17 protein-coding genes are annotated in these 19,156 nt (G+C 65.2%); 13 read left to right on the forward strand and 4 right to left on the reverse strand.

Annotated features, from left to right (window positions below; genetic code table 11):
- Positions 1 to 19: 19 nt before the first annotated feature.
- The gene (locus KW832_RS02070) at positions 20 to 472 is read right to left on the reverse strand and encodes a chemotaxis protein CheW (RefSeq protein ID WP_255577464.1); all 453 of its coding nucleotides are present in this window, start codon (positions 470 to 472) and stop codon (positions 20 to 22) included.
- 45 nt (positions 473 to 517) lie between these two features.
- Here KW832_RS02070 and KW832_RS02075 point away from each other — a divergent pair, with 45 nt between their 5' ends.
- Complete coding sequence (locus tag KW832_RS02075; RefSeq protein ID WP_218299116.1) at positions 518 to 730, forward strand: hypothetical protein; 213 nt, start codon at positions 518 to 520, stop codon at positions 728 to 730.
- 18 nt (positions 731 to 748) lie between these two features.
- Positions 749 to 1,984 (forward strand): class I SAM-dependent rRNA methyltransferase, encoded by a 1,236-nt coding sequence (locus tag KW832_RS02080; RefSeq protein ID WP_218298809.1) that lies wholly within the window; start codon positions 749 to 751, stop codon positions 1,982 to 1,984.
- 43 nt (positions 1,985 to 2,027) lie between these two features.
- Here KW832_RS02080 and KW832_RS02085 read toward each other — a convergent pair whose 3' ends face one another.
- The 3 genes from KW832_RS02085 to KW832_RS02095 form a co-directional block, all read right to left on the reverse strand.
- The gene (locus KW832_RS02085; protein WP_218298808.1) at positions 2,028 to 4,133 is read right to left on the reverse strand and encodes an acetoacetate--CoA ligase; all 2,106 of its coding nucleotides are present in this window, start codon (positions 4,131 to 4,133) and stop codon (positions 2,028 to 2,030) included.
- A 25-nt stretch (positions 4,134 to 4,158) separates the two neighbouring features.
- Complete coding sequence (locus KW832_RS02090; protein ID WP_218298807.1) at positions 4,159 to 5,142, reverse strand: Bug family tripartite tricarboxylate transporter substrate binding protein; 984 nt, start codon at positions 5,140 to 5,142, stop codon at positions 4,159 to 4,161.
- A gap of 171 nt (positions 5,143 to 5,313) precedes the next feature.
- On the reverse strand, positions 5,314 to 6,237 hold the full coding sequence (locus KW832_RS02095; RefSeq protein WP_218298806.1) for a helix-turn-helix domain-containing protein: 924 nt from the start codon (positions 6,235 to 6,237) through the stop codon (positions 5,314 to 5,316).
- Positions 6,238 to 6,456: 219 nt separating this feature from the next.
- Between KW832_RS02095 and KW832_RS02100 the strand changes: the two genes are divergently transcribed.
- The 11 genes from KW832_RS02100 to murF all read left to right on the forward strand — a co-directional run bounded on the left by KW832_RS02100 (position 6,457) and on the right by murF (position 19,121).
- Positions 6,457 to 7,512, forward strand: a complete 1,056-nt coding sequence (locus KW832_RS02100) for a GTP-binding protein (RefSeq protein ID WP_218298805.1) — start codon at positions 6,457 to 6,459, stop codon at positions 7,510 to 7,512.
- A 181-nt stretch (positions 7,513 to 7,693) separates the two neighbouring features.
- Complete coding sequence (gene dksA / locus KW832_RS25835; RefSeq protein WP_082437502.1) at positions 7,694 to 8,491, forward strand: RNA polymerase-binding protein DksA; 798 nt, start codon at positions 7,694 to 7,696, stop codon at positions 8,489 to 8,491.
- A 42-nt stretch (positions 8,492 to 8,533) separates the two neighbouring features.
- Positions 8,534 to 10,297, forward strand: a complete 1,764-nt coding sequence (locus KW832_RS02110) for an STAS domain-containing protein (protein WP_218298804.1) — start codon at positions 8,534 to 8,536, stop codon at positions 10,295 to 10,297.
- Between the two features lie 181 nt (positions 10,298 to 10,478).
- Positions 10,479 to 11,045: an ATP-dependent protease subunit HslV gene (gene hslV, locus KW832_RS02115; RefSeq protein WP_218298803.1), complete on the forward strand. Its 567-nt coding sequence runs from the start codon at positions 10,479 to 10,481 to the stop codon at positions 11,043 to 11,045.
- A 107-nt stretch (positions 11,046 to 11,152) separates the two neighbouring features.
- Complete coding sequence (hslU, locus tag KW832_RS02120) at positions 11,153 to 12,478, forward strand: ATP-dependent protease ATPase subunit HslU (protein ID WP_176888331.1); 1,326 nt, start codon at positions 11,153 to 11,155, stop codon at positions 12,476 to 12,478.
- Between the two features lie 253 nt (positions 12,479 to 12,731).
- Complete coding sequence (mraZ, locus tag KW832_RS02125; protein ID WP_008903734.1) at positions 12,732 to 13,160, forward strand: division/cell wall cluster transcriptional repressor MraZ; 429 nt, start codon at positions 12,732 to 12,734, stop codon at positions 13,158 to 13,160.
- An 8-nt stretch (positions 13,161 to 13,168) separates the two neighbouring features.
- On the forward strand, positions 13,169 to 14,095 hold the full coding sequence (rsmH, locus tag KW832_RS02130) for a 16S rRNA (cytosine(1402)-N(4))-methyltransferase RsmH (protein WP_218298802.1): 927 nt from the start codon (positions 13,169 to 13,171) through the stop codon (positions 14,093 to 14,095).
- 1 nt (position 14,096) lies between these two features.
- Positions 14,097 to 14,417, forward strand: a complete 321-nt coding sequence (ftsL, locus tag KW832_RS02135) for a cell division protein FtsL (RefSeq protein ID WP_055399574.1) — start codon at positions 14,097 to 14,099, stop codon at positions 14,415 to 14,417.
- A complete protein-coding gene (locus KW832_RS02140) occupies positions 14,414 to 16,159 on the forward strand; it encodes a penicillin-binding protein 2 (protein ID WP_176888333.1) in 1,746 nt (581 codons plus the stop codon). Before ftsL ends, KW832_RS02140 begins: the two co-directional genes overlap by 4 nt.
- On the forward strand, positions 16,156 to 17,661 hold the full coding sequence (locus tag KW832_RS02145; RefSeq protein ID WP_218298801.1) for a UDP-N-acetylmuramoyl-L-alanyl-D-glutamate--2,6-diaminopimelate ligase: 1,506 nt from the start codon (positions 16,156 to 16,158) through the stop codon (positions 17,659 to 17,661). Before KW832_RS02140 ends, KW832_RS02145 begins: the two co-directional genes overlap by 4 nt.
- Positions 17,658 to 19,121, forward strand: coding sequence for a UDP-N-acetylmuramoyl-tripeptide--D-alanyl-D-alanine ligase (murF, locus tag KW832_RS02150; protein WP_218298800.1), 1,464 nt, complete (start codon positions 17,658 to 17,660; stop codon positions 19,119 to 19,121). The genes KW832_RS02145 and murF overlap by 4 nt, the downstream gene beginning before the upstream one ends.
- Positions 19,122 to 19,156 lie beyond the last annotated feature (35 nt).

Below are 19,156 nucleotides of genomic sequence, written 5' to 3' on the forward strand. Positions count from 1 at the left end.
GTGGCAATGCGACAGCGTGTCATTGCACGGTGAGGGGCGAAGGCAGCGAGGGTGCCAAGAGCTTTTCAATGTCGAGCAGGATGAGCATCCGGTCATCGACCGATCCGATGGCCAGCAGGTGGTCCCGATCCGCGTCCATGTCGAGTGCGGGGACAGGGCGCAATTGCTCTCTCTCCAGCGTGAGCACATCAGACACGCCATCCACCACAACGCCCACGACGCGCTGACCAATATTGAGCACGATCACCACGGTCAGATGGTCATAGCGAGCCTCTGGCAAGCCCAGTTTCAGGCGCAGGTCGATGATGGGCACGATCACGCCGCGCAGGTTGACCACGCCCTTCAGGTCGGCAGCGGCGTTGGCGATGGTGGTGGGCTTTTCGTACGAACGGATCTCCTGCACCCGCAGGATATCTACGCCGTACTCCTCGTTGCCGATCTTGAATGCCAGGAACTCGCGAAGATCCGTCAAGACCGTTGGGGCTGCATCAGGGATAGAACCCAGGCTGGATAGGGTGTGAAGATTCGCTGGCATGTCTTTTTGATAAAAATGATAGTTGTGCGAATTCTAAGAAGATTCAATCACATTTGTCAAATAAATGATTTTCAAAGTGATAGATATGATTTCATCACCAGCGCTGTGGTGCGTTCTTCTGTGCAAATGGGCGGGCTTGCTGCGGGGTCCGCGCATGCTGTTTTTCAAGGGATGATGGTTAGACAGCAGCGGTGAGCCCGCACAATCCGGGGCATGAAAACCCTTCGCCTTCGCCCTGGCAAGGAGCGCTCGCTCCTGCGCCGCCACCCCTGGATCTTTGAATCGGCCATCGCCAAGGGCGGCGGCGATAGCGGCGAGACCGTGCGTGTGGAGTCGCACGAAGGCCAGTTCCTTGCTTGGGCCGCCTTCAGTCCGACCTCGCGCATCCGCGCACGGGTGTGGAGCTTTGACGAAGCACAGCGCATTGATGCTCCTTTTTTTATAGCTTCTTGCGCCCGATCCATAATCGCCAGAGCCCGATTTGATGTGCAAAGCGATGGCGTGCGTCTGGTGCACGGTGAATCCGACGGTCTGCCGGGGCTCATCGTGGACCGCTATGGCGATACGCTGGTGGCCCAGTTCACCAGCGCGGGCACCGAGCGCTGGAAGGATGTGATCGCCGACGCGCTGCTGCGCGAGACGGGCCTGACCAAGCTGTACGAGCGCTCAGACGCCAGCGTGCGTGCGCTGGAAGGTCTGGAGCCCGCCACGGGCTGGCTGCGCGGCGGGCCCACGGGCACGGCGGGCGATAGCGAAGGGCCGCCGCTTGAACTCACGATCCGTGAACACCAGTGGAGCCTGACGCTCAACATCGCCGAGGGCCACAAGACCGGCTTCTACCTGGACCAGCGCGACAGCCGCAAGCGGTTTGCCGACTACACCCAGCGCCTGGGCTTCAAGCATGTGCTCAACTGCTTCTGCTACACCGGCGGCTTCAGCGTGGCGGCACTGGCGGGCATGCGTGCTGCAGGCACCGTGGCCGATGGGCATGTGACGTCCATCGACTCGTCCGGTCCCGCCTTGGAGCGGGCCCGTGCGCACGTGGCGCTCAACGGCTTCGACCCGAACCGCGCGAGCTTTATGGATGCCGACGTGAACGCTTCACTGCGCCAGTTCCTCAAGGAAGGCCAGCGTTTTGACGCCATCATCCTGGACCCGCCCAAGTTCGCCCCCACGGCGGCCCACGCCGAGCGGGCTGCGCGCGCCTACAAGGACATCAACCGGCTGGCGCTGCAGTTGCTGTCGCCCGGCGGGGTGCTGTTCACCTTCTCGTGCTCGGGCGGCATCAGCGCCGACCTGTTCCACAAGATCGTGGCCTCGGCCGGAGCGGATGCAGGGGTGGACGGCTACATCCTGGAGCGCCTGGGCGGCGCGCCCGACCACCCGATGACGCTGGAGTTTCCGGAGGGCGAGTACCTCAAGGGGCTGGTGGTGATGCGAAAATCTTGATGTTTTTGGCCTCTAGCGCTTATATTTTATGCGCTAATAGCTATCAAATTGATAGTGCATCGGGTGCAGTGCGTGCCAGGTAGTCTGAGGCGAACTGCGCAAACCAGTCGATGCTCTCGGGCTGCGCCAGCGCGTCGCGGTTGAGCACCCGCTCGGCCGGGTGACCCAGAAGCAGCTTTTTGATGGGCAGCTCCAGCTTCTTGCCTGTCACGGTCTTGGGGATGACCGGCACCTGCAGGATTTCGTCGGGCACGTGGCGCACCGACAGCGCGGTGCGCAGCGCCTGGCGGATGCGCTGGCGCAGCGGCTCGTCGAGTGTGGTGCCTGCGCGCAACTGCACGAATAGCGCCAGGTAGGACGGGCGGCCCAGGTATTCCAGATCCACCACCAGGCTGTCGAGCACGTCGTCCAGCCCCTCGACCACGCGGTACAGCTCGGCCGTGCCCATGCGCACGCCCTGGCGGTTGATGGTGGCATCCGAGCGGCCGTAGATGATGCCGCCCACAGCCTCGGGCCGGGCCACCAATCGCAGCCAGTCGCCCTGGCGCCACACGGGGCGCTGCTCGGCGTCGTAGAAGGTGTCGAAGTAGCTCTCTTTGTAGCGTGTGCCGTCGGCGTCGCCCCAGAAGTACAGCGGCATCGACGGAATGGGCCGGGTACAGACCAGCTCGCCCACCTCGTCGATGACCGGCTGGCCTGCCTCGTTCCAGGCCTGCACGCTGGCGCCCAGCGCGCGGCATTGCATCTCGCCCAGGTGCACGGGCAGCGTGGGCAGGCCTACCAGGAAACCTCCTGCGATGTCGGTGCCGCCGGAGACTACGTTGAGCCAGAAGTCGTCCTTGACATCGTAGTAGAGCCAGCGGTAGGCCTCGGGCGACAACGGTGATCCGGTGGAGCACACGGTGTGCAGGGCCGACAGGTCGGCCACCTGCCGGGGCACCACACCGGCCTTCAGGCAGGCGTGGTGGATGGCGGCTCCCACGCCGAAGGTGGTCACGCGAAGGCGGCCTACCAGGCGCCACAGATAGGCCCAGTCGGGGTCGGCGCCCCCGCCGGCCGCACCGGTGACGGAGCCGTCGTATAGCACGATGGTGGCCCCACCCAGCAAGCCCATGACGTGCGCGTTCCAGACCATCCACGAGGTGTTGACCGCCCACAGCACCCGGTCGCCGGGGTGCAGGTCGTTGTGCAGCACCATGGCCACCAGGCTGTTGGCCAGCACGCCACCGTGGCCGTGCACGATGGCCTTGGGCAGGCCCGTGGTGCCGGATGAATACAGCGTCCACAGCGGGTGGTCGGGTGCGAGTGCGAGCGGCTCAAGCGGTGCGTTGCCCGCCACGGCATCGGCCCAGTGCACCACGGTGCGCGCCTGCGCCTGCACGGGGGGCGCAGGCGCCGGGTCGAGGCAGGGTACCCAGACCACGTGGCTCACCGTGGGCAATTGGTCCAGGATGTCGCCCAGCGCAGCGCGGCGGTCAAACGGTTTGCCCGCGTAACGGTAGCCATCCACCGCGACCAGCACCTTGGGCTCGATCTGGCGGTAGCGATCGCTCACGCTCACGGGGCCCATGTCGGGCGCACACAGTGCCCACACCGCACCGATGCTGGCGGCCGCGAGGAAGGCCACCACCGCTTGCGGGATGTTGGGAAGGTAGCCCACCACCCGGTCGCCCGGCTGCACGCCCAATGTGCGCAGCGTGTGCGACAGCGCGCCCACCTGGCGGCGCAGTTCGGGCCACGAGATTTCTCCGGCGCCACCGGACTCGTCCTCGAACACGATGGCCGGTGTATGGGGCTGCGTGCCTCCGGGCGTGTGGCGCAAAAGGGTGTCCACCAGGTTCAGCCGCGCGCCTTCGAACCATTGGGTGGCGGGCATCGGGTCGTCCGAGCGCATGCGGCGTGGGGCTTGCGCCATGGGCACGTCGAAGAAGGCCAGCAGTGCGCTCCAGAACGCTTCGGGTTTGTCCACCGACCACTGCCACAGGGCTTCGTAGCCGCCAAAGTGCAGGCCTCGCTCGCGCGCCAGCCAGGCCTCCAAGGCGGTGATGAGGGCGCGCTCGCGGCGTGCAGCGCTGGGTTGCCAGAGCGGGGTGTCCGGGGTTTCAACAGGGGGCGAGGCTGTTGGGGGCAAGGCTGTCAGGGTGGTCATGAAACGGTTCTTTCGCCTTCTCTTCTCAGGTGTCCGCCGTGAAGCCGATGTTCTTCACATGCACCCGCCACTGCTCGGCCTCGGCGCGCAGCCGCGTGGCTAGCTCTTGCGGTGTGGACGAGCGTGCCGTCATGCCGAATTCCGCCAGGCCGCGCACGAAGTCCGGCTGGGCCACGGCAGCGCGCATGGCGTCGGCAACGCGCTGCACCGTGGCGGTTGGCGTGCGCGCGGGCACGAAGACACCAAACCATTCGGTCATGTCCAGCGCAAAGCCCTGTTCGCGGTAAGTGGGCAGGTCGGGCGCGAAGGCGCTGCGCTCGGTGCCCGAGACGGCCAGCAGGCGCAGTCGGCCGGATTTGAGATGCGGCAGGTAGCTGCCCAGCACTGTCGAATAGGCCGGCACCTGTCCCCCCATCAGGTCCTGCAGCCCGGGTGCATCGCCGCGGTAGGCAATGTGGGTGAAGTCGATGCCCGCCATCTTGCCCAGCACGCTGCCCACCAGATGCGGCGTGGAGCCCGACGCCGGCGAGCCGAAGCTGGCCTTGCCGGGGTTGGCCTTGGCCCAGGCGACAAAGTCCTGCAGCGTGCGCACGCTGTCGGGCACAGCCGGCCCCACTGCCAGCGCAAACGGGAAGGTGCAGGCCATGGACACGGGCGCCACGTCCTCCAGCGCATAGGGCAGCTTGCGGTAGGTGTAGGGGTAGACGGTGAACGGGGAGGGCGGCGACAGCAGCAGCGTGGTGCCGTCGGGCGCGGCGTCCTTGAGGGCGCTCACAGCAATCTGGGTGCCCGCGCCGGGCTTGTTGTCCACGAGCACGTTGGCGGCATAGGTCCCGCGCAGCTTCTCGGCCAGGCGCCGTGCCACGTTGTCGGTGCTGCCCCCGGGCGGAAAGCCCACCAGCAGGCGGGCCAGGTCGGGTGGTTGCTGCGCGTGTGCGGCTGGGGCGATGCCCGTGCCCAGCGCGGCCAGGCTGGCGAATTGGACAGCGAACTGTCGGCGGGTAGTCATGGTTTGTCTCCTGGTTTTGGTGTGCCACTGCGGTGGTGCGGTGCGACTGTGCCGCAAGGGCGCAGGGGCTGCTTTCCAATTACTGCGGTGGGTATCGCAAAGCTGCGGACCTAGGGGAAAACCTGGGCATCGCGCGCGGTGGGGTGAGACCCCCCGGGGCGACTGGGCACGCTACGAGCGGCGATAGTCCGAAGGCGTTACGCCCCAGTGGCGGCGAAAGGCGTGGCTGAAGTGGGCCGCCGAGGGGTGGCCGGTGAGCAAGGCGATCTCCAGCAGGGGCTTGCGCGAATCGCGCACCAGCCGTGCGGCCAGCTCCATGCGCTGAAAGTGCACCCAGGCGTGGGGTGTGGCGCCAAACGACATTTTGAAGGCGCGCGCAAAGTGAAATGGGCTGAGCCCCGCGATGCCCGCCAGGCGGGCTACCGGCCAGGGCTCGTGCAGGCCGGCCATCACGGCCTCGGTCAACTGGCGCATCTGCCGCGAGGTGAGCGTGGCGCCGGTGCGCGGGCGCTCGCCGGGCAGTGCGTAGTTTTCTACGAGGTGGATGGCAATGCCCATCGCGATGTGTTCGCCAAACGCGGGTTGCAGTGAGGCGTTGTTGTCCAGCGACGCCAGAAGCAGGTCGGCAAAGGCCGCGAGCACCGGGTCCTTGCGGCCGAAACACTGGCCCAGCGCCACATCGCCGCCTGCGGCACGATGCAGCCAAGCGGGGGCCAGGTCGATGTGGATGTTGTCGCGCACGGCCGAGCTGCGCCAGAAGCTCGGGGTGTCGCCGGGCAGGATCACGGACTCGCCGCGCTGCCAGAGCCTTTCCCCCACCAGGTCTCCATGGCGTTGCAGCAGCTGCGTGGGGTTGCCCCGGCGCACCAGGATGACGCAGTTGCTGTGGGCGGGTACGTACAGGTCGCCCACGGGGCCCACCTGGTGCCACACCGCGAGGCCCTGCCAGGGGCGCCCGGCGCTGGAGCGGTGGACGTGGTCCGGCAGCGCCTGCCAGGGGTGGTCCAAGCGCTTGTCGGCCAGCGCCCGCCAGTGCGCCGTGTCGAAACCTTCGATGGCAAGCGGAGTGTGGCGGGCGGTTAGGGGTGGCGTCATGGTGAAGATGGCAATGGATTGCCACCAGCGGCCTATCGTAGAGGGTTCCAGGTCCTGGCTACCTGTGTTCCCCGCCGGGCTGGACGGTGGTCGGACCGCGCTCAGGTGTGGCCAAGTGCCAGCAGGGGCTTGACAGCCTCGGTACACTGAAAAAGATGCCCCTGGGTGGGGCACTGCGCCATGCAGCGCAAGTATTTGATTCCCTTGAAAGACAGATTTATGGCACTGATCCCCGTCACCATCCTCACCGGCTTCCTGGGCTCGGGCAAAACGACGTTGCTCAAGCGCCTCTTGAGCGAAGCCCATGGCCAGAAGATTGCCGTGATCGAGAACGAATTCGGCGAAGAAAACATCGACAACGACATCCTCGTGACCGAGTCCAAGGAGCAGATCGTGCAGATGAGCAATGGCTGCATCTGCTGCACCATCCGCGAAGACCTGCGCGAGACGCTGCAACTGCTGGCGGCCAAAAAGCGCAAGGGCTTGCTCGACTTTGACCGCATCGTGATCGAGACCACCGGCGTGGCCGACCCGGGGCCCGTGGCGCAAACCTTCTTCATGGACGAAGAAATTGCCGAGACCTACCTCATCGACTCCATCATCACCCTGGTGGACGCCAAGCACGCACCCCAGCAGCTCAATGACCGCCAGGAGGCGCGCCGCCAGGTGGGTTTTGCGGACCAGATCTTCCTGTCCAAGACCGACCTGGTGTCCAAGGACGAGACCGAGGCGCTGATCCATCGCCTCAAGCACATGAACCCGCGCGCGCCCATCAAGGCCGTGCATTTTGGCGAAGTGCCGCTCAAGGAGGTGTTGGACCTGCGCGGCTTCAACCTCAATGCCAAGCTGGATATCGACCCAGACTTCCTGAAGGAAGAAGGGGACGGGCACGACCACCATGATCATGACCACGAACATGGCGAGCACTGCAGCCACCCCTCGCACCAGCATGAACATGGTCACCACCATCACCACGACGATGATGTGAAGAGTTTTGTGTACCGCTCCGACCGGCCATTCGACCCGGCCAAGCTGGAGGACTTCCTGGGGGCCATCGTGAATATTTACGGCCCGCGCATGCTGCGCTACAAAGGTGTGCTTAATATGAAGGGCACTGAACGCAAGGTGATCTTCCAGGGGGTGCACCAGCTCATGGGAAGCGATCTGGGACCCCAATGGGCCGAGGGTGAGACGCGCACGAGCAAGATGGTCTTTATTGGCATTGACCTGCCCAAGGACATCTTCCTGCAGGGGCTGGAACAAAGCCTGGTCTGACCCTCACCGGGGCCTGTGCCGCCCAGGGGAGAACGGCGTGTTTGTGTTGTATCTGCAACGTTTTCGTTTGCGTCAGCCCAGGTCGATACAATCGCGCCCCGGTAAAACCCCGGAAGGCTTGCCACCCGCCCTTGGCTGCGAATGCAGCTAGGGCCCGCCCGTACTGCGAGGAGACCAGGAAGTGAAAGCCGACACCAGCAAATCCAAGGGGGCCACCAAGGCAACCCCTGCCGCGGCGAAAAGCGCCGCCGCCCCAGCGGCACCCAAAGTTGCTGCGAAGGCCACTGCCAAGGCTGCTGCGGCGCCCAAGGTGGCCGCCCCCCCCGCCGTGGCGGCTCCTGCTCCGGCACCCGTGCTGCAAGCAGGCTCGCAGGTACCCGTGCGCACAACCCGGCCTTCTTCACGATTGGCCCAATTGACCGTACCATCCATGGCACAGACAGTGGCTTCGACCGCTGCCAAAGCCAGTTATCTACATACCATGCCCACGACCGCGCAAGCACAGCCTACGTATACGGCTGCCAAAAAAGACCCCAAGCTGGCGAACAACTGGAAAACCAAGTCCGCCGCTGAGTTGACCGATGCCGAAGTCATGGCCATGCCTGACGACGAGTACATGAACGACAAGCAGATGGCCTTCTTCCGACTGAAGCTGGTGCAGCTCAAGCAGGAGATCCACAACAGCGCTGGTGAAACCACCGAACACCTTCGTGAAGACACCGTGGTGGTGCCCGATCCGGCCGACCGCGCCACGATCGAAGAGGAACACGCCCTGGAGCTGCGCACCCGCGACCGCGAGCGCAAGCTGCTCAAGAAGATCGAGCAGTCCATTGCCCGCATCGACGCAGGTGACTATGGCTACTGCGACGAAACCGGCGAACCCATTGGTGTGGGCCGCCTGATCGCGCGTCCTACTGCCACGTTGTCCCTCGAAGCACAACAGCGCCGCGAACTCAAGCAGAAGATGTTTGGTGATTGACCGGGCCGTCTGGCCTGATCAACCCCAAGCGCACCCTGAGCCATGAGCAAGGAAGAAACCACCCCCGGAGGCCTGCTGTCGAAGGTGGTTCGGTTCGTGAAGAACCCGACGGTGAACTGGACCGAGCTGGACTCCATCCAGGACGACCGGGAGAGCCAGTACAGCAAGCAGATGCTCAAGGAGATGATCGAGCGCAAGCGCCGCAACGATTTCGTGCGGCGCCGCGAGTTCGATCAGTTGCGCAAGCTGCGTCAGCGCGAGGTGCTGCAAGGCCAGCGTGTGGAAGACGCCGCAGGGCGCCCCTCGTTCTTTCAGAGCAGCATGGCTTCGCCCGACGAGCGGGCCGTCACGCTCAAGAAGATTGACGAGATCGAAGCGCAGATGTCGCAGCAGTGGTGGAAGAGTAAGCAAGGCGCAGAGGCTCCCACGCAACCCGGCGCCATGCCTGTTGCTGCCGACGCAGCTGCGTCCTCTGATTCCGCCCACGCAAGGGCGTATGCGCCCACGGCACCCGGCAGCCTGCCAGCGCCCCTCGAAAACAAGGCCGGTGTCCAGCCGCTGTTTGCCGATGACAGCATGGCCATTGGCCGGTTTGGCGGCACCGATGCGCAAATGCTCGCGGGTGCAGGTCCTGGCGAAGCGTCCTTCAGCCTTGCGGCAGCTACTGCGGTAACGCCAGCGCCCGCATCCGAACCGGAGGAATTCGTGCACGAACCCGATTTAGAAGAAGCTGCCATCCGGTTTGCCAATGGCGACCACGCCGGGGCTGAGTCCGGCCTGCTCGATGTGCTGGCCCAGCACCAGCAGGATGCGCCCGACGACCAGCTCGAAATCTGGATGACACTGTTCGACCTGTACCGTGCAACGGGCCAGCACGACCGGTTTGACACCCTGGCCATCGACTTCGCCGCCCAGTACAGCCGCTCCGCACCGCTGTGGTTTTCCATGCCCGAGCAATTGGGCATGGCACCGCCCGCCGCAGCGGCTGCGCCTGGAACGGCTGCAGCCGCACCGGCAGGCGCGGTGCGCCGCGATTTCAGCTGGAACGCGCCGCCCACGCTGGCTGTGTCTTCGGTGGCCGCACTCCAGGCCTCGCTGGCACGCGCCGCGTCGCCCTGGACCCTGTCCTGGGCCCGCTTGGGCGCTATCGATGACGCTGCCGTGCCTTTGCTGGCGGACCAGTTCACCCAGTGGGCCGAGCGTGATGTGCAACTGGTGTTCTCCGGGGTAGAAAAGCTCAACGCCCTGCTGGATGCCAAAACCCAGTCTGGCGACCGCGCCACCAGCCCCGAGTGGTGGCGCCTGCGCATGGCGGCGCTGCGGCTCATGGGCAAGCCAGATGAGTTCGAGCTGGTGGCGCTGGATTACTGCGTCACCTACGAAGTCTCACCGCCGTCGTGGGCGTCGCCGCGCTGCGGGTATTCGGACAACGAGGGTGTGTCTTCGGGCTCGGCGCCTCTGGCGGCCGACAGCGACTTCATGGCCTCCGACCTGGGTGAGTTGTCCGCCCCCGCTCCGCTGGAGGCGGGCCCCGTGGCGCAGCTCAGCGGCTATATCGATGGTGATGCCACGCCACTGCTGGAGCCTTTCCAGGCCTTCCTGCGCCCGGGTGTGCCGCTGACCATTGCCTGCGACAAGCTCATTCGTGTGGACTTCGCGGCTGCGGGCTCGGTGCTCAACTGGGCGGCCGAGCAGCAGGGCCACGGCCATGTGATCCAGTTCCAGAACCTGCAGCGGCTGGTGGCAATTTTCTTCAACGTGATCGGTATCAACGAGCACGCTTGGGTGGTACCCCGAAAGAACTGAAACCTCCATGGGGCGTACCACCAGCGCGGCGGAGCAACCCTTGCGCGGCGGCTGGGTGCGGGCTGTGACCGTTGCATAGTTTTTGGGTGGGCTGCAGGGCCACAGATTCGCTGGCTGCTCGTGGCAGTTAGCGTTCGGCTTCGCCTTGAAAGCGCTGCCCGTGCCCTCAACTGCCGCAGCTATGGACTCATCAAACGACAACCTCCCGGTGTTCCACGGCACCACCATCCTGAGCGTACGCCGCCAGACGCCCCAGGGCGTTCAAGTGGCCATTGGCGGGGATGGCCAGGTCACCCTGGGCAACATCGTGGTCAAGGGCACGGCGCGCAAGGTGCGCAAGCTGCACCACGGCAAGGTGCTGGCCGGTTTTGCGGGCGCCACGGCCGATGCCTTCACCCTGTTTGAGCGCTTTGAAGCCAAGCTCGAAAAACACCAGGGCCACCTGGTGCGGGCAGCCATTGAACTCACCAAGGACTGGCGCACCGATCGCGTGCTGCGCCGCCTCGAAGCCATGCTTGCCGTGGCCGATCTGGAGGCCTCGCTCATCATCACCGGCAATGGCGACGTGCTGGAGCCCGAGCAGGGCATCGTGGCCATTGGATCGGGCGGGGCCTACGCGCACTCGGCGGCCAAGGCGTTGCTCAACCACACCGACCTCTCTGCGCAGGACATCGTCAAGAAGTCGCTGGAGATTGCCGGCGAGTTGTGCATCTACACCAACATGAACCACACCATCGAGACCTTGTAGGTCGGGTGTTTTTTGCAGGGCGGTCTTGACCGCATTTGATACGTTTTTGATAGCTGCTAGCGCTTGATAGATAAGCGCTAGAGCCCAATTTGACTGGAATTTTCGCCATGTCGTCCATGACCCCCCAGGAAATCGTCTCCGAGCTGGACCACCATATCGTGGGCCAGGCCAGCGCCAAGCGTGCCGTGGCCATTGCGCTGCGCAACCGCTGGCGCCGCCAGCAGGTCGAAGGCAGCCTGCGCCAGGAGATCACACCCAAGAACATCCTCATGATCGGCCCGACCGGCGTGGGCAAGACCGAGATTGCGCGCCGCCTCGCCAAGCTGGCCGATGCGCCCTTCATCAAGGTCGAAGCCACCAAGTTCACCGAGGTCGGCTATGTCGGCAAGGACGTGGATTCCATCATCCGCGACCTGGCCGAGATGGCTGTCAAACAAACCCGCGAGTCCGAGATGAAAAAGGTGCGCACCCGCGCCGAAGATGCTGCCGAGGAGCGCATCCTGGACGTGCTGATTCCCCCGGCCCGCGCAGCCGCGGGCACCGAGCCCGCGGCTGACAACACGGCCCGCCAAGTCTTTCGCAAGAAACTGCGCGAAGGCGCGCTGGCCGACAAGGAGATCGAGATCGATGTCGCCGAAGGCCGCCCGCAACTCGAAATCATGGGCCCCCAGGGCATGGAAGAAATGGCCGAGCAGTTGCGTGGCATGTTCAGCCAGATGGGGCAGGACAAGCGCAAGACCCGCAAGCTCAAGATTGCCGAGGCCCTCAAGCTCATCACCGACGAAGAGGCGGGCAAGCTCGTCAACGAGGAAGAGATCAAGACCCGCGCCGTTGCCAATGCCGAGCAGAACGGCATCGTCTTCATCGACGAGATCGACAAGGTGGCTGCGCGCCAGGAAACCAGTGGTGCCGACGTGTCGCGCCAGGGCGTACAGCGCGACCTGCTGCCGCTGGTGGAGGGCACCACGGTGTCCACCAAGTACGGCATGATCAAGACGGACCACATCCTGTTCATCGCATCCGGGGCGTTCCACCTGTCCAAACCCAGCGACCTGATCCCGGAGCTGCAGGGGCGCTTCCCCATCCGGGTCGAGCTGGAGTCGCTGTCGGTCAAGGACTTTGAGGCCATCCTCACGCAGACCCATGCGTCCCTGGTCAAGCAGTACCAGGCCCTGCTGGCCACCGAAGGCGTCACGCTCGAATTTGCACCCGAGGGCATCACGCGCCTGGCGCACATCGCCTTTGAGGTGAACGAGCGCACGGAGAACATCGGTGCACGCCGCCTGTCCACGGTGATGGAGCGCTTGCTGGACGAGGTGAGTTTTGATGCGACTCGCCTATCGGGTCAGACCATCACCATTGACGCTGCCTATGTGGACGCCCGCCTGCAGACACTGAGCCGGGACGAGGACCTTTCACGCTACATCCTGTGACCACTCGGTCAAGCCTTGAGAGGTCACTTTCATAGGCCTCTCTAAGTGCTTATTTTTCAACGACTTTTGGCTTTTTAATCTCTGCAAAGTCGCGTCTAAGTCGTTGATTTCATTACAAAAGTTTGTTGGACACCCTCTTGTTCGGTGTGCTTTTCCTGCTACAGTGCAAAAAAGTGCAATTAAGTGGTGAAAAGTGCCCTCAAGGTCCATTGCACGGACCCCCGAGGCGCAAAACCGAATTGGAAATCTGTCCGTGTTTCAAGGTGCCTCGTCGCTGAGTCTCGATGCGAAGGGTCGGCTGTCTGTGCCGACCCGGCATCGTGACGTCCTGGCGGCCACGGCATCCGGTCAGCTCACCATCACCAAACACCCGCACGGCTGCCTGATGGTGTTCCCCCGCCCCGAGTGGGAGAAGTTCCGCGAGCGCATTGCCCAGCTGCCCATGTCCGCCCAGTGGTGGAAGCGCATTTTTCTGGGCAACGCCATGGATGTGGACATGGACGCCACGGGCCGCGTGCTGGTTTCGCCCGAGCTGCGTGAAGCAGCCGGTATCTCCAAAGACACCATGCTGCTGGGCATGGGCAACCATTTCGAACTTTGGGACAAGGCCACCTACGACGAGCAGGAGGCCAAGGCCATGCAGGGCGAGATGCCGGATGTCTTCAAGGACTTCTCCTTCTAAGGCGCGCTGTGACATCCCCCCTGCAACACACCACCGTCCTGCTCAATGAGGCCGTGGATTCTCTCCTGGGCGGCGCAAGCCCTGAGCCTGCGGGCACCTGGGTCGATGCGACCTTTGGGCGCGGTGGGCACTCTCGCCTCATCCTCCTTCGGCTGGGGCCGCAGGGGCGCCTTGTGGCCTTCGACAAGGACCCCGAAGCCATCGCCGAAGCAACGCGCATCACCGATGCGCGTTTTTCCATTCGGCACGAGGGTTTCCGCCATCTGGCCGATCTGCCGCCCGCCAGTGCTGCGGGCGTGCTGATGGACCTGGGGGTGAGCTCGCCCCAGATCGACAGCCCCGAGCGGGGCTTCAGTTTCCGTTTTGACGGCCCGCTGGACATGCGCATGGATACCACGCGCGGCGAAAGCGTGGCCGATTGGTTGGCCACGGCCGAAGTCGGTCAGATTGCGGAGGTGATACGTGACTACGGTGAAGAACGGTTTGCTGGCCCCATTGCAAAGGCGATTGTTGCTTGGCGCGAAGAACGGGGTCCTCTTTCAACCACCGCAGAACTTGCCGATCTCGTGGCTGGCGCGGTCAAAACCCGCGAAGCGGGCCAGAACCCTGCAACGCGCACATTTCAAGCTCTTCGGATTTTCATCAACGCCGAGCTTGAAGAGCTGCAACAGGCGCTAGAGGCCAGCCTCTCGGTGCTGCAGCCGGGCGGGCGGCTGGTAGTCATCAGCTTTCACTCGCTCGAAGACCGCATCGTCAAACAGTTCATCGCCAAACACTCCAAGGAGGTCTATGACCGCCGTGCGCCGTTTGCCGCGCCGCAGGCCATGAAGCTCATCGCGCTGGACCGCATCAAGCCCAGTGCTGCCGAAGTGGCCGCCAACCCCCGCTCACGCAGCGCTATCATGCGCGTGGCCGAGCGCACGGCGGTCGTCTGACATGACGAGGCTCAACGTGGTCCTGTTGCTGGCGGTGCTGGCCAGCGCGATCTATCTGGTGCACACCCAGTATGAATCGCGCCGCCTGTTCACCGAGCTGGACCGCGCTGTGGCCGAGGCCCGTCGTCTGGAAACCGAGCACCAGCGCCTGCAGGTGGAAAAGCGCGCCCAGGCCACGCCGCTGCGGGTGGAGAAGATCGCGCGTGCCCAGCTGAACATGCGCACGGCCACGCCGGCCATCACACAGTATGTGTCTGACCCACAGGGTGTTGCGGCGGCGGCTGCAGCGGCCGCATCGCAACCGGCAGGGGTGCAGCCATGAGCCGCAGCGTGCTCTACACCTCCAGCCCGCTGCTTGCCAGCAAGACACCGGTCTGGCGCAGCAAGTTCATCGTGGCGATGATTGCGCTGGGTTTTCTGGGGCTGGCGGGGCGCGCTGCCTATGTGCAGGTGTTTGGCAACGCGTTTTTTCAGCGCCAGGGCGAAGTGCGTTTTGCGCGCACGCTGGAGCTGCCCGCCAACCGCGGCAAGATTGTGGACCGCAACGGATTGATCCTCGCCTCCAGCGTGCCGGCGGCCAGCATCTGGGCCATCCCTGAAGACGTGGACCAGGACAGGCCCGAGGTGCGCGCCAAGCTCAAGCAGCTGGCCAAACTGCTCGACATGCCGCAGGCCGAGCTGCAGAAAAAGCTGGCGGATGAAGACAAGACCTTTGTCTGGATCAAGCGCCAGCTCGACTGGGATGTGGGCCAGCAGATTGCTGCGCTCGACATCAAGGGCATCTACCAGCGCAAGGAATACAAACGCCAGTACCCCGAGGGTGAAGCCGCTGCGCACGTGGTGGGCTTCACCAACGTGGAAGACCATGGCCAGGAAGGCATGGAACTGGCGTTCGACAAGGAGCTCGCGGGCAAGCCGGGCTCGCGCCGCGTGATCAAGGACCGCCTGGGCCGCGTGGTCGAAAGCGTGGGCGAAACCGTGCCGCCGGTCGATGGCAAGGACATGCAGCTGTCCATCGACAGCAAGGTGCAGTTCTTTGCCTACCAGAAGCTGCGCGACCAGGTGGCCGCGCACAAAGCCAAGGCGGGCAGTGTGGTGGTGCTCGATGCGCACACAGGCGAGCTGCTGGCGCTGGCCAACTACCCGAGCTACGTGCCCGACAGGCGCCAGAACCTCACGGGCGAACAGCTGCGCAACCGCGCACTGACCGACGTGTTCGAGCCCGGTTCGACCATGAAGCCCTTCACCATCGGCCTGGCACTGGAGACGGGCCGCGTGCGTCCCGAAACCATCGTGGACACCACACCGGGGCGCATCAACATTACCGGCTCCACCATCTCCGACACGCACAACTACGGCGTGCTGACGGTGGAAGGCGTGATCCAGAAGTCCAGCAACGTGGGCACCACCAAGCTGGCCATGCAGATGCCTGCACGCGAAATGTGGGAGACCTTCTCAGCCGCTGGTTTTGGCCAGAAGCCGCAACTGCATTTCCCCGGTGTGGTGACGGGTCGTCTGCGCCCGTACAAGACCTGGCGCCCGGTGGAGCAGGCCACCATGTCGTATGGCTACGGCCTGTCGGCCAGCCTGTTCCAGATGGCGCGCTCGTACACGGTGTTTGCCAACGGTGGCCGGGTGATTCCCGCCACCATGCTCAAGACAGCCGAGCCCGCCGTGGGCGTGCCGGTATTTTCCGAGCGGACGGCCGACCAGGTGCGCAAGATGCTGCAGATGGCTGCAGGCCCTGGTGGCACCGGCCAGAAGGCCCAGACCGTGGGCTACTCGGTGGGCGGCAAGTCGGGCACGGCGCGCAAGCAGGTGGGCAAGAACTACGCTTCGGGCAAGTACCGCGCGTGGTTCACCGGCATGGCGCCCATCGACAAGCCCCGCATCATCGTGGCCGTGATGATTGACGAGCCCAGCAATGGCGTGTTCTACGGCGGTGCCGTGGCTGCACCGGTGTTCAGCGAAGTCGTGCAGCAGACGCTGCGCATGATGGGCGTGCAGCCCGACATGGCGGTCAAGCCACAGATCGTGGCCAACGCGGTGGAGGAATCGCTATGACGACGGTGCCTTTGCTCCAATCGGTGCACGATGCCGTGGCCTGGCTGCGCGAGCGGGTGACCGGCACCCTGCAGACCGACAGCCGCCAGATCCGTCCCGGCGATGGTTTCATCGCCTGGCCAGGCGCTGCCACCGACGGCCGCGCCCACGTCGGCGATGCGTTTGCGCGGGGTGCTGTGGCTTGCCTGGTGGAGCACGAGGGTGTCGAGGCCTTTGCGCTGCAAGGTCTGCCCGTGGCGGCACTCCATGGCCTGAAGGCCGCCACCGGCCTGATTGCGGCCGACTGGTTCGACCAGCCCACGCAGCGCTTGGACGTGCTGGCCGTGACGGGCACCAACGGCAAGACCAGCACCAGCTGGTGGCTGGCCGAAGCCCTCAATGTGCTATCAAAACATGAGCTTACTGCGCAAGGCGGATGCGCGCTGGTAGGCACTTTGGGCATGGGAACGCCGCCTGCACTCACCAGCACGGGCATGACCACCCCCGACCCGGTGCGCTTGCAGCGCGCGTTCCAGCGGTTCGCCGACTCGGGCCGCACGGCCTGCGCCATAGAGGCCTCTTCCATCGGCCTGGCCGAACACCGCATGGCAGGCACACGCATCCGTGTTGCCTTGTTCACCAACTTCACGCAGGACCATCTGGACTACCACCCCGGCATGGCGGCCTACTGGCAGGCCAAGAGCGTGCTCTTTGACTGGCCGGGCCTGCAGGCTGCGGTGGTCAACATCGACGATGCACGCGGCGCCGAGCTGCATGCCACGTTGGCAGACCGGCTGCTGGACCTGTGGAGTGTGTCCATCACCGGCCCCGCCCGTCTGGCGGCGCGCGACATCAGCATGGGCGAAGGCGGGCTGCGCTTCACCGTGGCCGAAGGTGTGCACACGCATGTGCTGCAGACCCGCGTGATCGGGCAGTACAACGTCTCCAACCTGCTGGGCGTGCTGGCCGGGCTGCGCGCGCTGGGCGTGCCGCTGCAGCACGCGCTTTATGCCTGCGCCCAGCTTTCCCCGGTGCCGGGCCGCATGGAGCAGATCCACCACCCTGGCCAACCCCTGGTGGCCGTGGACTATGCCCATACGCCCGATGCGCTGGACAAGGCCTTGCAAGCCCTGCGCCCGATCGCGCAGGAGCGCGGTGGCCAGCTCTGGTGCGTTTTTGGCTGTGGCGGCGACCGCGATGCAGGCAAGCGCCCGTTGATGGGCGCCGTCGCCCAGCACCACGCCGACCGGGTGGTGGTGACCAGCGACAACCCGCGCAGCGAAGACCCTGCGGCAATCCTGCACCAGATTCTGCAAGGCACCATCGCTGGCAACACCGTGCGCGCCGAGCCCGACCGCGCCGCCGCCATTGCGCTGGCCATTGCCGATGCAGCGCCCGCCGATGTGGTGCTGATCGCCGGCAAGGGCCACGAAGACACCCAGGAGACGGCCGGTGTGCGCCTGCCGTTCTCCGACATGGCCCATGCGCAGACCGCGCTGCAGGCCCGAGGAGCCCGTCCATGACCGCCACCCCTGGGGTGATGATGACCCTGGCGCAGGCGTTTGCGCTGCTTCAGCCGCGCATTCCCGCCGCCCGCCTAGTGGGCGATGGCGCTACGCCGCTCGCACGCGTGCACACCGACACGCGCACGCTGCAGGCGGGCGACCTGTTTGTGGCGCTCAAGGGCGAGCGGTTTGACGCCAATGCGTTCTTGCCCGACGCCCGCGCTGGTGGCGCCGCCGCTGCCATCGCCCATGGCGGCCTTGCCGCCGCAGGCCTGCCGGGCATCGAGGTGCCGGACAGCCTGGCAGCGCTGGGCGCGCTGGCTGCAGCGTGGCGGGCGCAGTTCAGCCTTCCGTTGGTCGGCGTGACGGGCAGCAACGGAAAAACCACGGTGACGCAGATGATTGCGTCCATCCTGCGCGCCTGGAAGGGTGACGCTGCCTTTGCCACGCAGGGCAATTTCAACAACGACATCGGCGTGCCGCTGATGCTTCTGCGCCTGCAGGCCAGCCACGCCGCCGCCGTGATCGAAATGGGCATGAACCACCCGGGCGAGATCGCCACGCTGGCCGCCATGGCGCAGCCCACGGTGGCGCTGGTCAACAACGCGCAGCGTGAGCACCTGGAGTTCATGCACACGGTGGAAGCCGTGGCCCGCGAGAACGGCTCGGTGTTCGCCAGTCTGCCTTCCGACGGTGTGGCCGTGTTCCCTGCGGGGGATGCCTACACGGGCCTCTGGCGCTCGCTGGCGGCAGGGCGCCGCGTTGTCACTTTTGGCGACGGTGGCGATGTGGCCTGCACGCGGGCTGCGTGGGGCCAGGGCGCTTGGGCCGTCACACTGGCCACGCCACAAGGCGAAGTGGCCACCCACCTGCACATTGCGGGGCGCCACAACGTGACCAATGCACTGGCAGCCGCTGCCTGCACGCTGGCGGCGGGGGCGCCCCTGGTCGCCATCGCCCAAGGGCTGAATGACTTTGTGCCAGTCAAGGGCCGCTCGCGCGCTTTCAGCGTGCACTGCGCGGGCCGCGACATCACCGTGGTGGACGACACCTACAACGCCAACCCCGACTCCATGCGCGCCGCCATCGACGTGCTGGCCGAGCTGCCCGGCCCGCAACTGCTGGTGCTGGGCGACATGGGCGAGGTGGGCGACCAGGGCCCGCAGTTCCACGCCGAGGCCGGTGCCCATGCGCGTGCGGCAGGCATCCCCCTGGTGTTCGCGCTGGGCGCGCAGTCGGTGCACGCCGCCACGGCCTATGGAGGTGCCCGGCATTTCAACGATATGAGTGCGCTGCTGGTGGCAGTGCGCGATGCCCTGTCCACCGTGGGCAGTGTGCTGGTCAAAGGATCGAGATTCATGAAGATGGAACAGGTGGTGGAGGCGATTGCCGCCACTGCAACCGCCGCAGCGCAGCCGCAAGAACAACAACAAAAGCAGAACCGGGCACCGGAGGGACACCATGGCGCAACACTCTGAAGTCACCCGTGTGGTGGCGGTACCCAAGGCCGTGC

This window comes from Acidovorax sp. sif0632 (genome assembly GCF_019218805.1).
Taxonomy (GTDB): domain Bacteria; phylum Pseudomonadota; class Gammaproteobacteria; order Burkholderiales; family Burkholderiaceae_C; genus Acidovorax; species Acidovorax facilis.

Coding starts and splice junctions, on each gene's coding strand:
- KW832_RS02080 (WP_218298809.1), top strand. CDS start 749: ATGAAAACCCTTCGCCTTCGCCCTGGCAAGGAGCGCTCGCTCCTGCGC.
- KW832_RS02085 (WP_218298808.1), bottom strand. CDS start 4,133: ATGACCACCCTGACAGCCTTGCCCCCAACAGCCTCGCCCCCTGTTGAA.
- KW832_RS02090 (WP_218298807.1), bottom strand. CDS start 5,142: ATGACTACCCGCCGACAGTTCGCTGTCCAATTCGCCAGCCTGGCCGCG.
- KW832_RS02095 (WP_218298806.1), bottom strand. CDS start 6,237: ATGACGCCACCCCTAACCGCCCGCCACACTCCGCTTGCCATCGAAGGT.
- KW832_RS02100 (WP_218298805.1), top strand. CDS start 6,457: ATGGCACTGATCCCCGTCACCATCCTCACCGGCTTCCTGGGCTCGGGC.
- KW832_RS02110 (WP_218298804.1), top strand. CDS start 8,534: ATGAGCAAGGAAGAAACCACCCCCGGAGGCCTGCTGTCGAAGGTGGTT.
- hslV (WP_218298803.1), top strand. CDS start 10,479: ATGGACTCATCAAACGACAACCTCCCGGTGTTCCACGGCACCACCATC.
- hslU (WP_176888331.1), top strand. CDS start 11,153: ATGTCGTCCATGACCCCCCAGGAAATCGTCTCCGAGCTGGACCACCAT.
- ftsL (WP_055399574.1), top strand. CDS start 14,097: ATGACGAGGCTCAACGTGGTCCTGTTGCTGGCGGTGCTGGCCAGCGCG.
- KW832_RS02140 (WP_176888333.1), top strand. CDS start 14,414: ATGAGCCGCAGCGTGCTCTACACCTCCAGCCCGCTGCTTGCCAGCAAG.
- KW832_RS02145 (WP_218298801.1), top strand. CDS start 16,156: ATGACGACGGTGCCTTTGCTCCAATCGGTGCACGATGCCGTGGCCTGG.
- murF (WP_218298800.1), top strand. CDS start 17,658: ATGACCGCCACCCCTGGGGTGATGATGACCCTGGCGCAGGCGTTTGCG.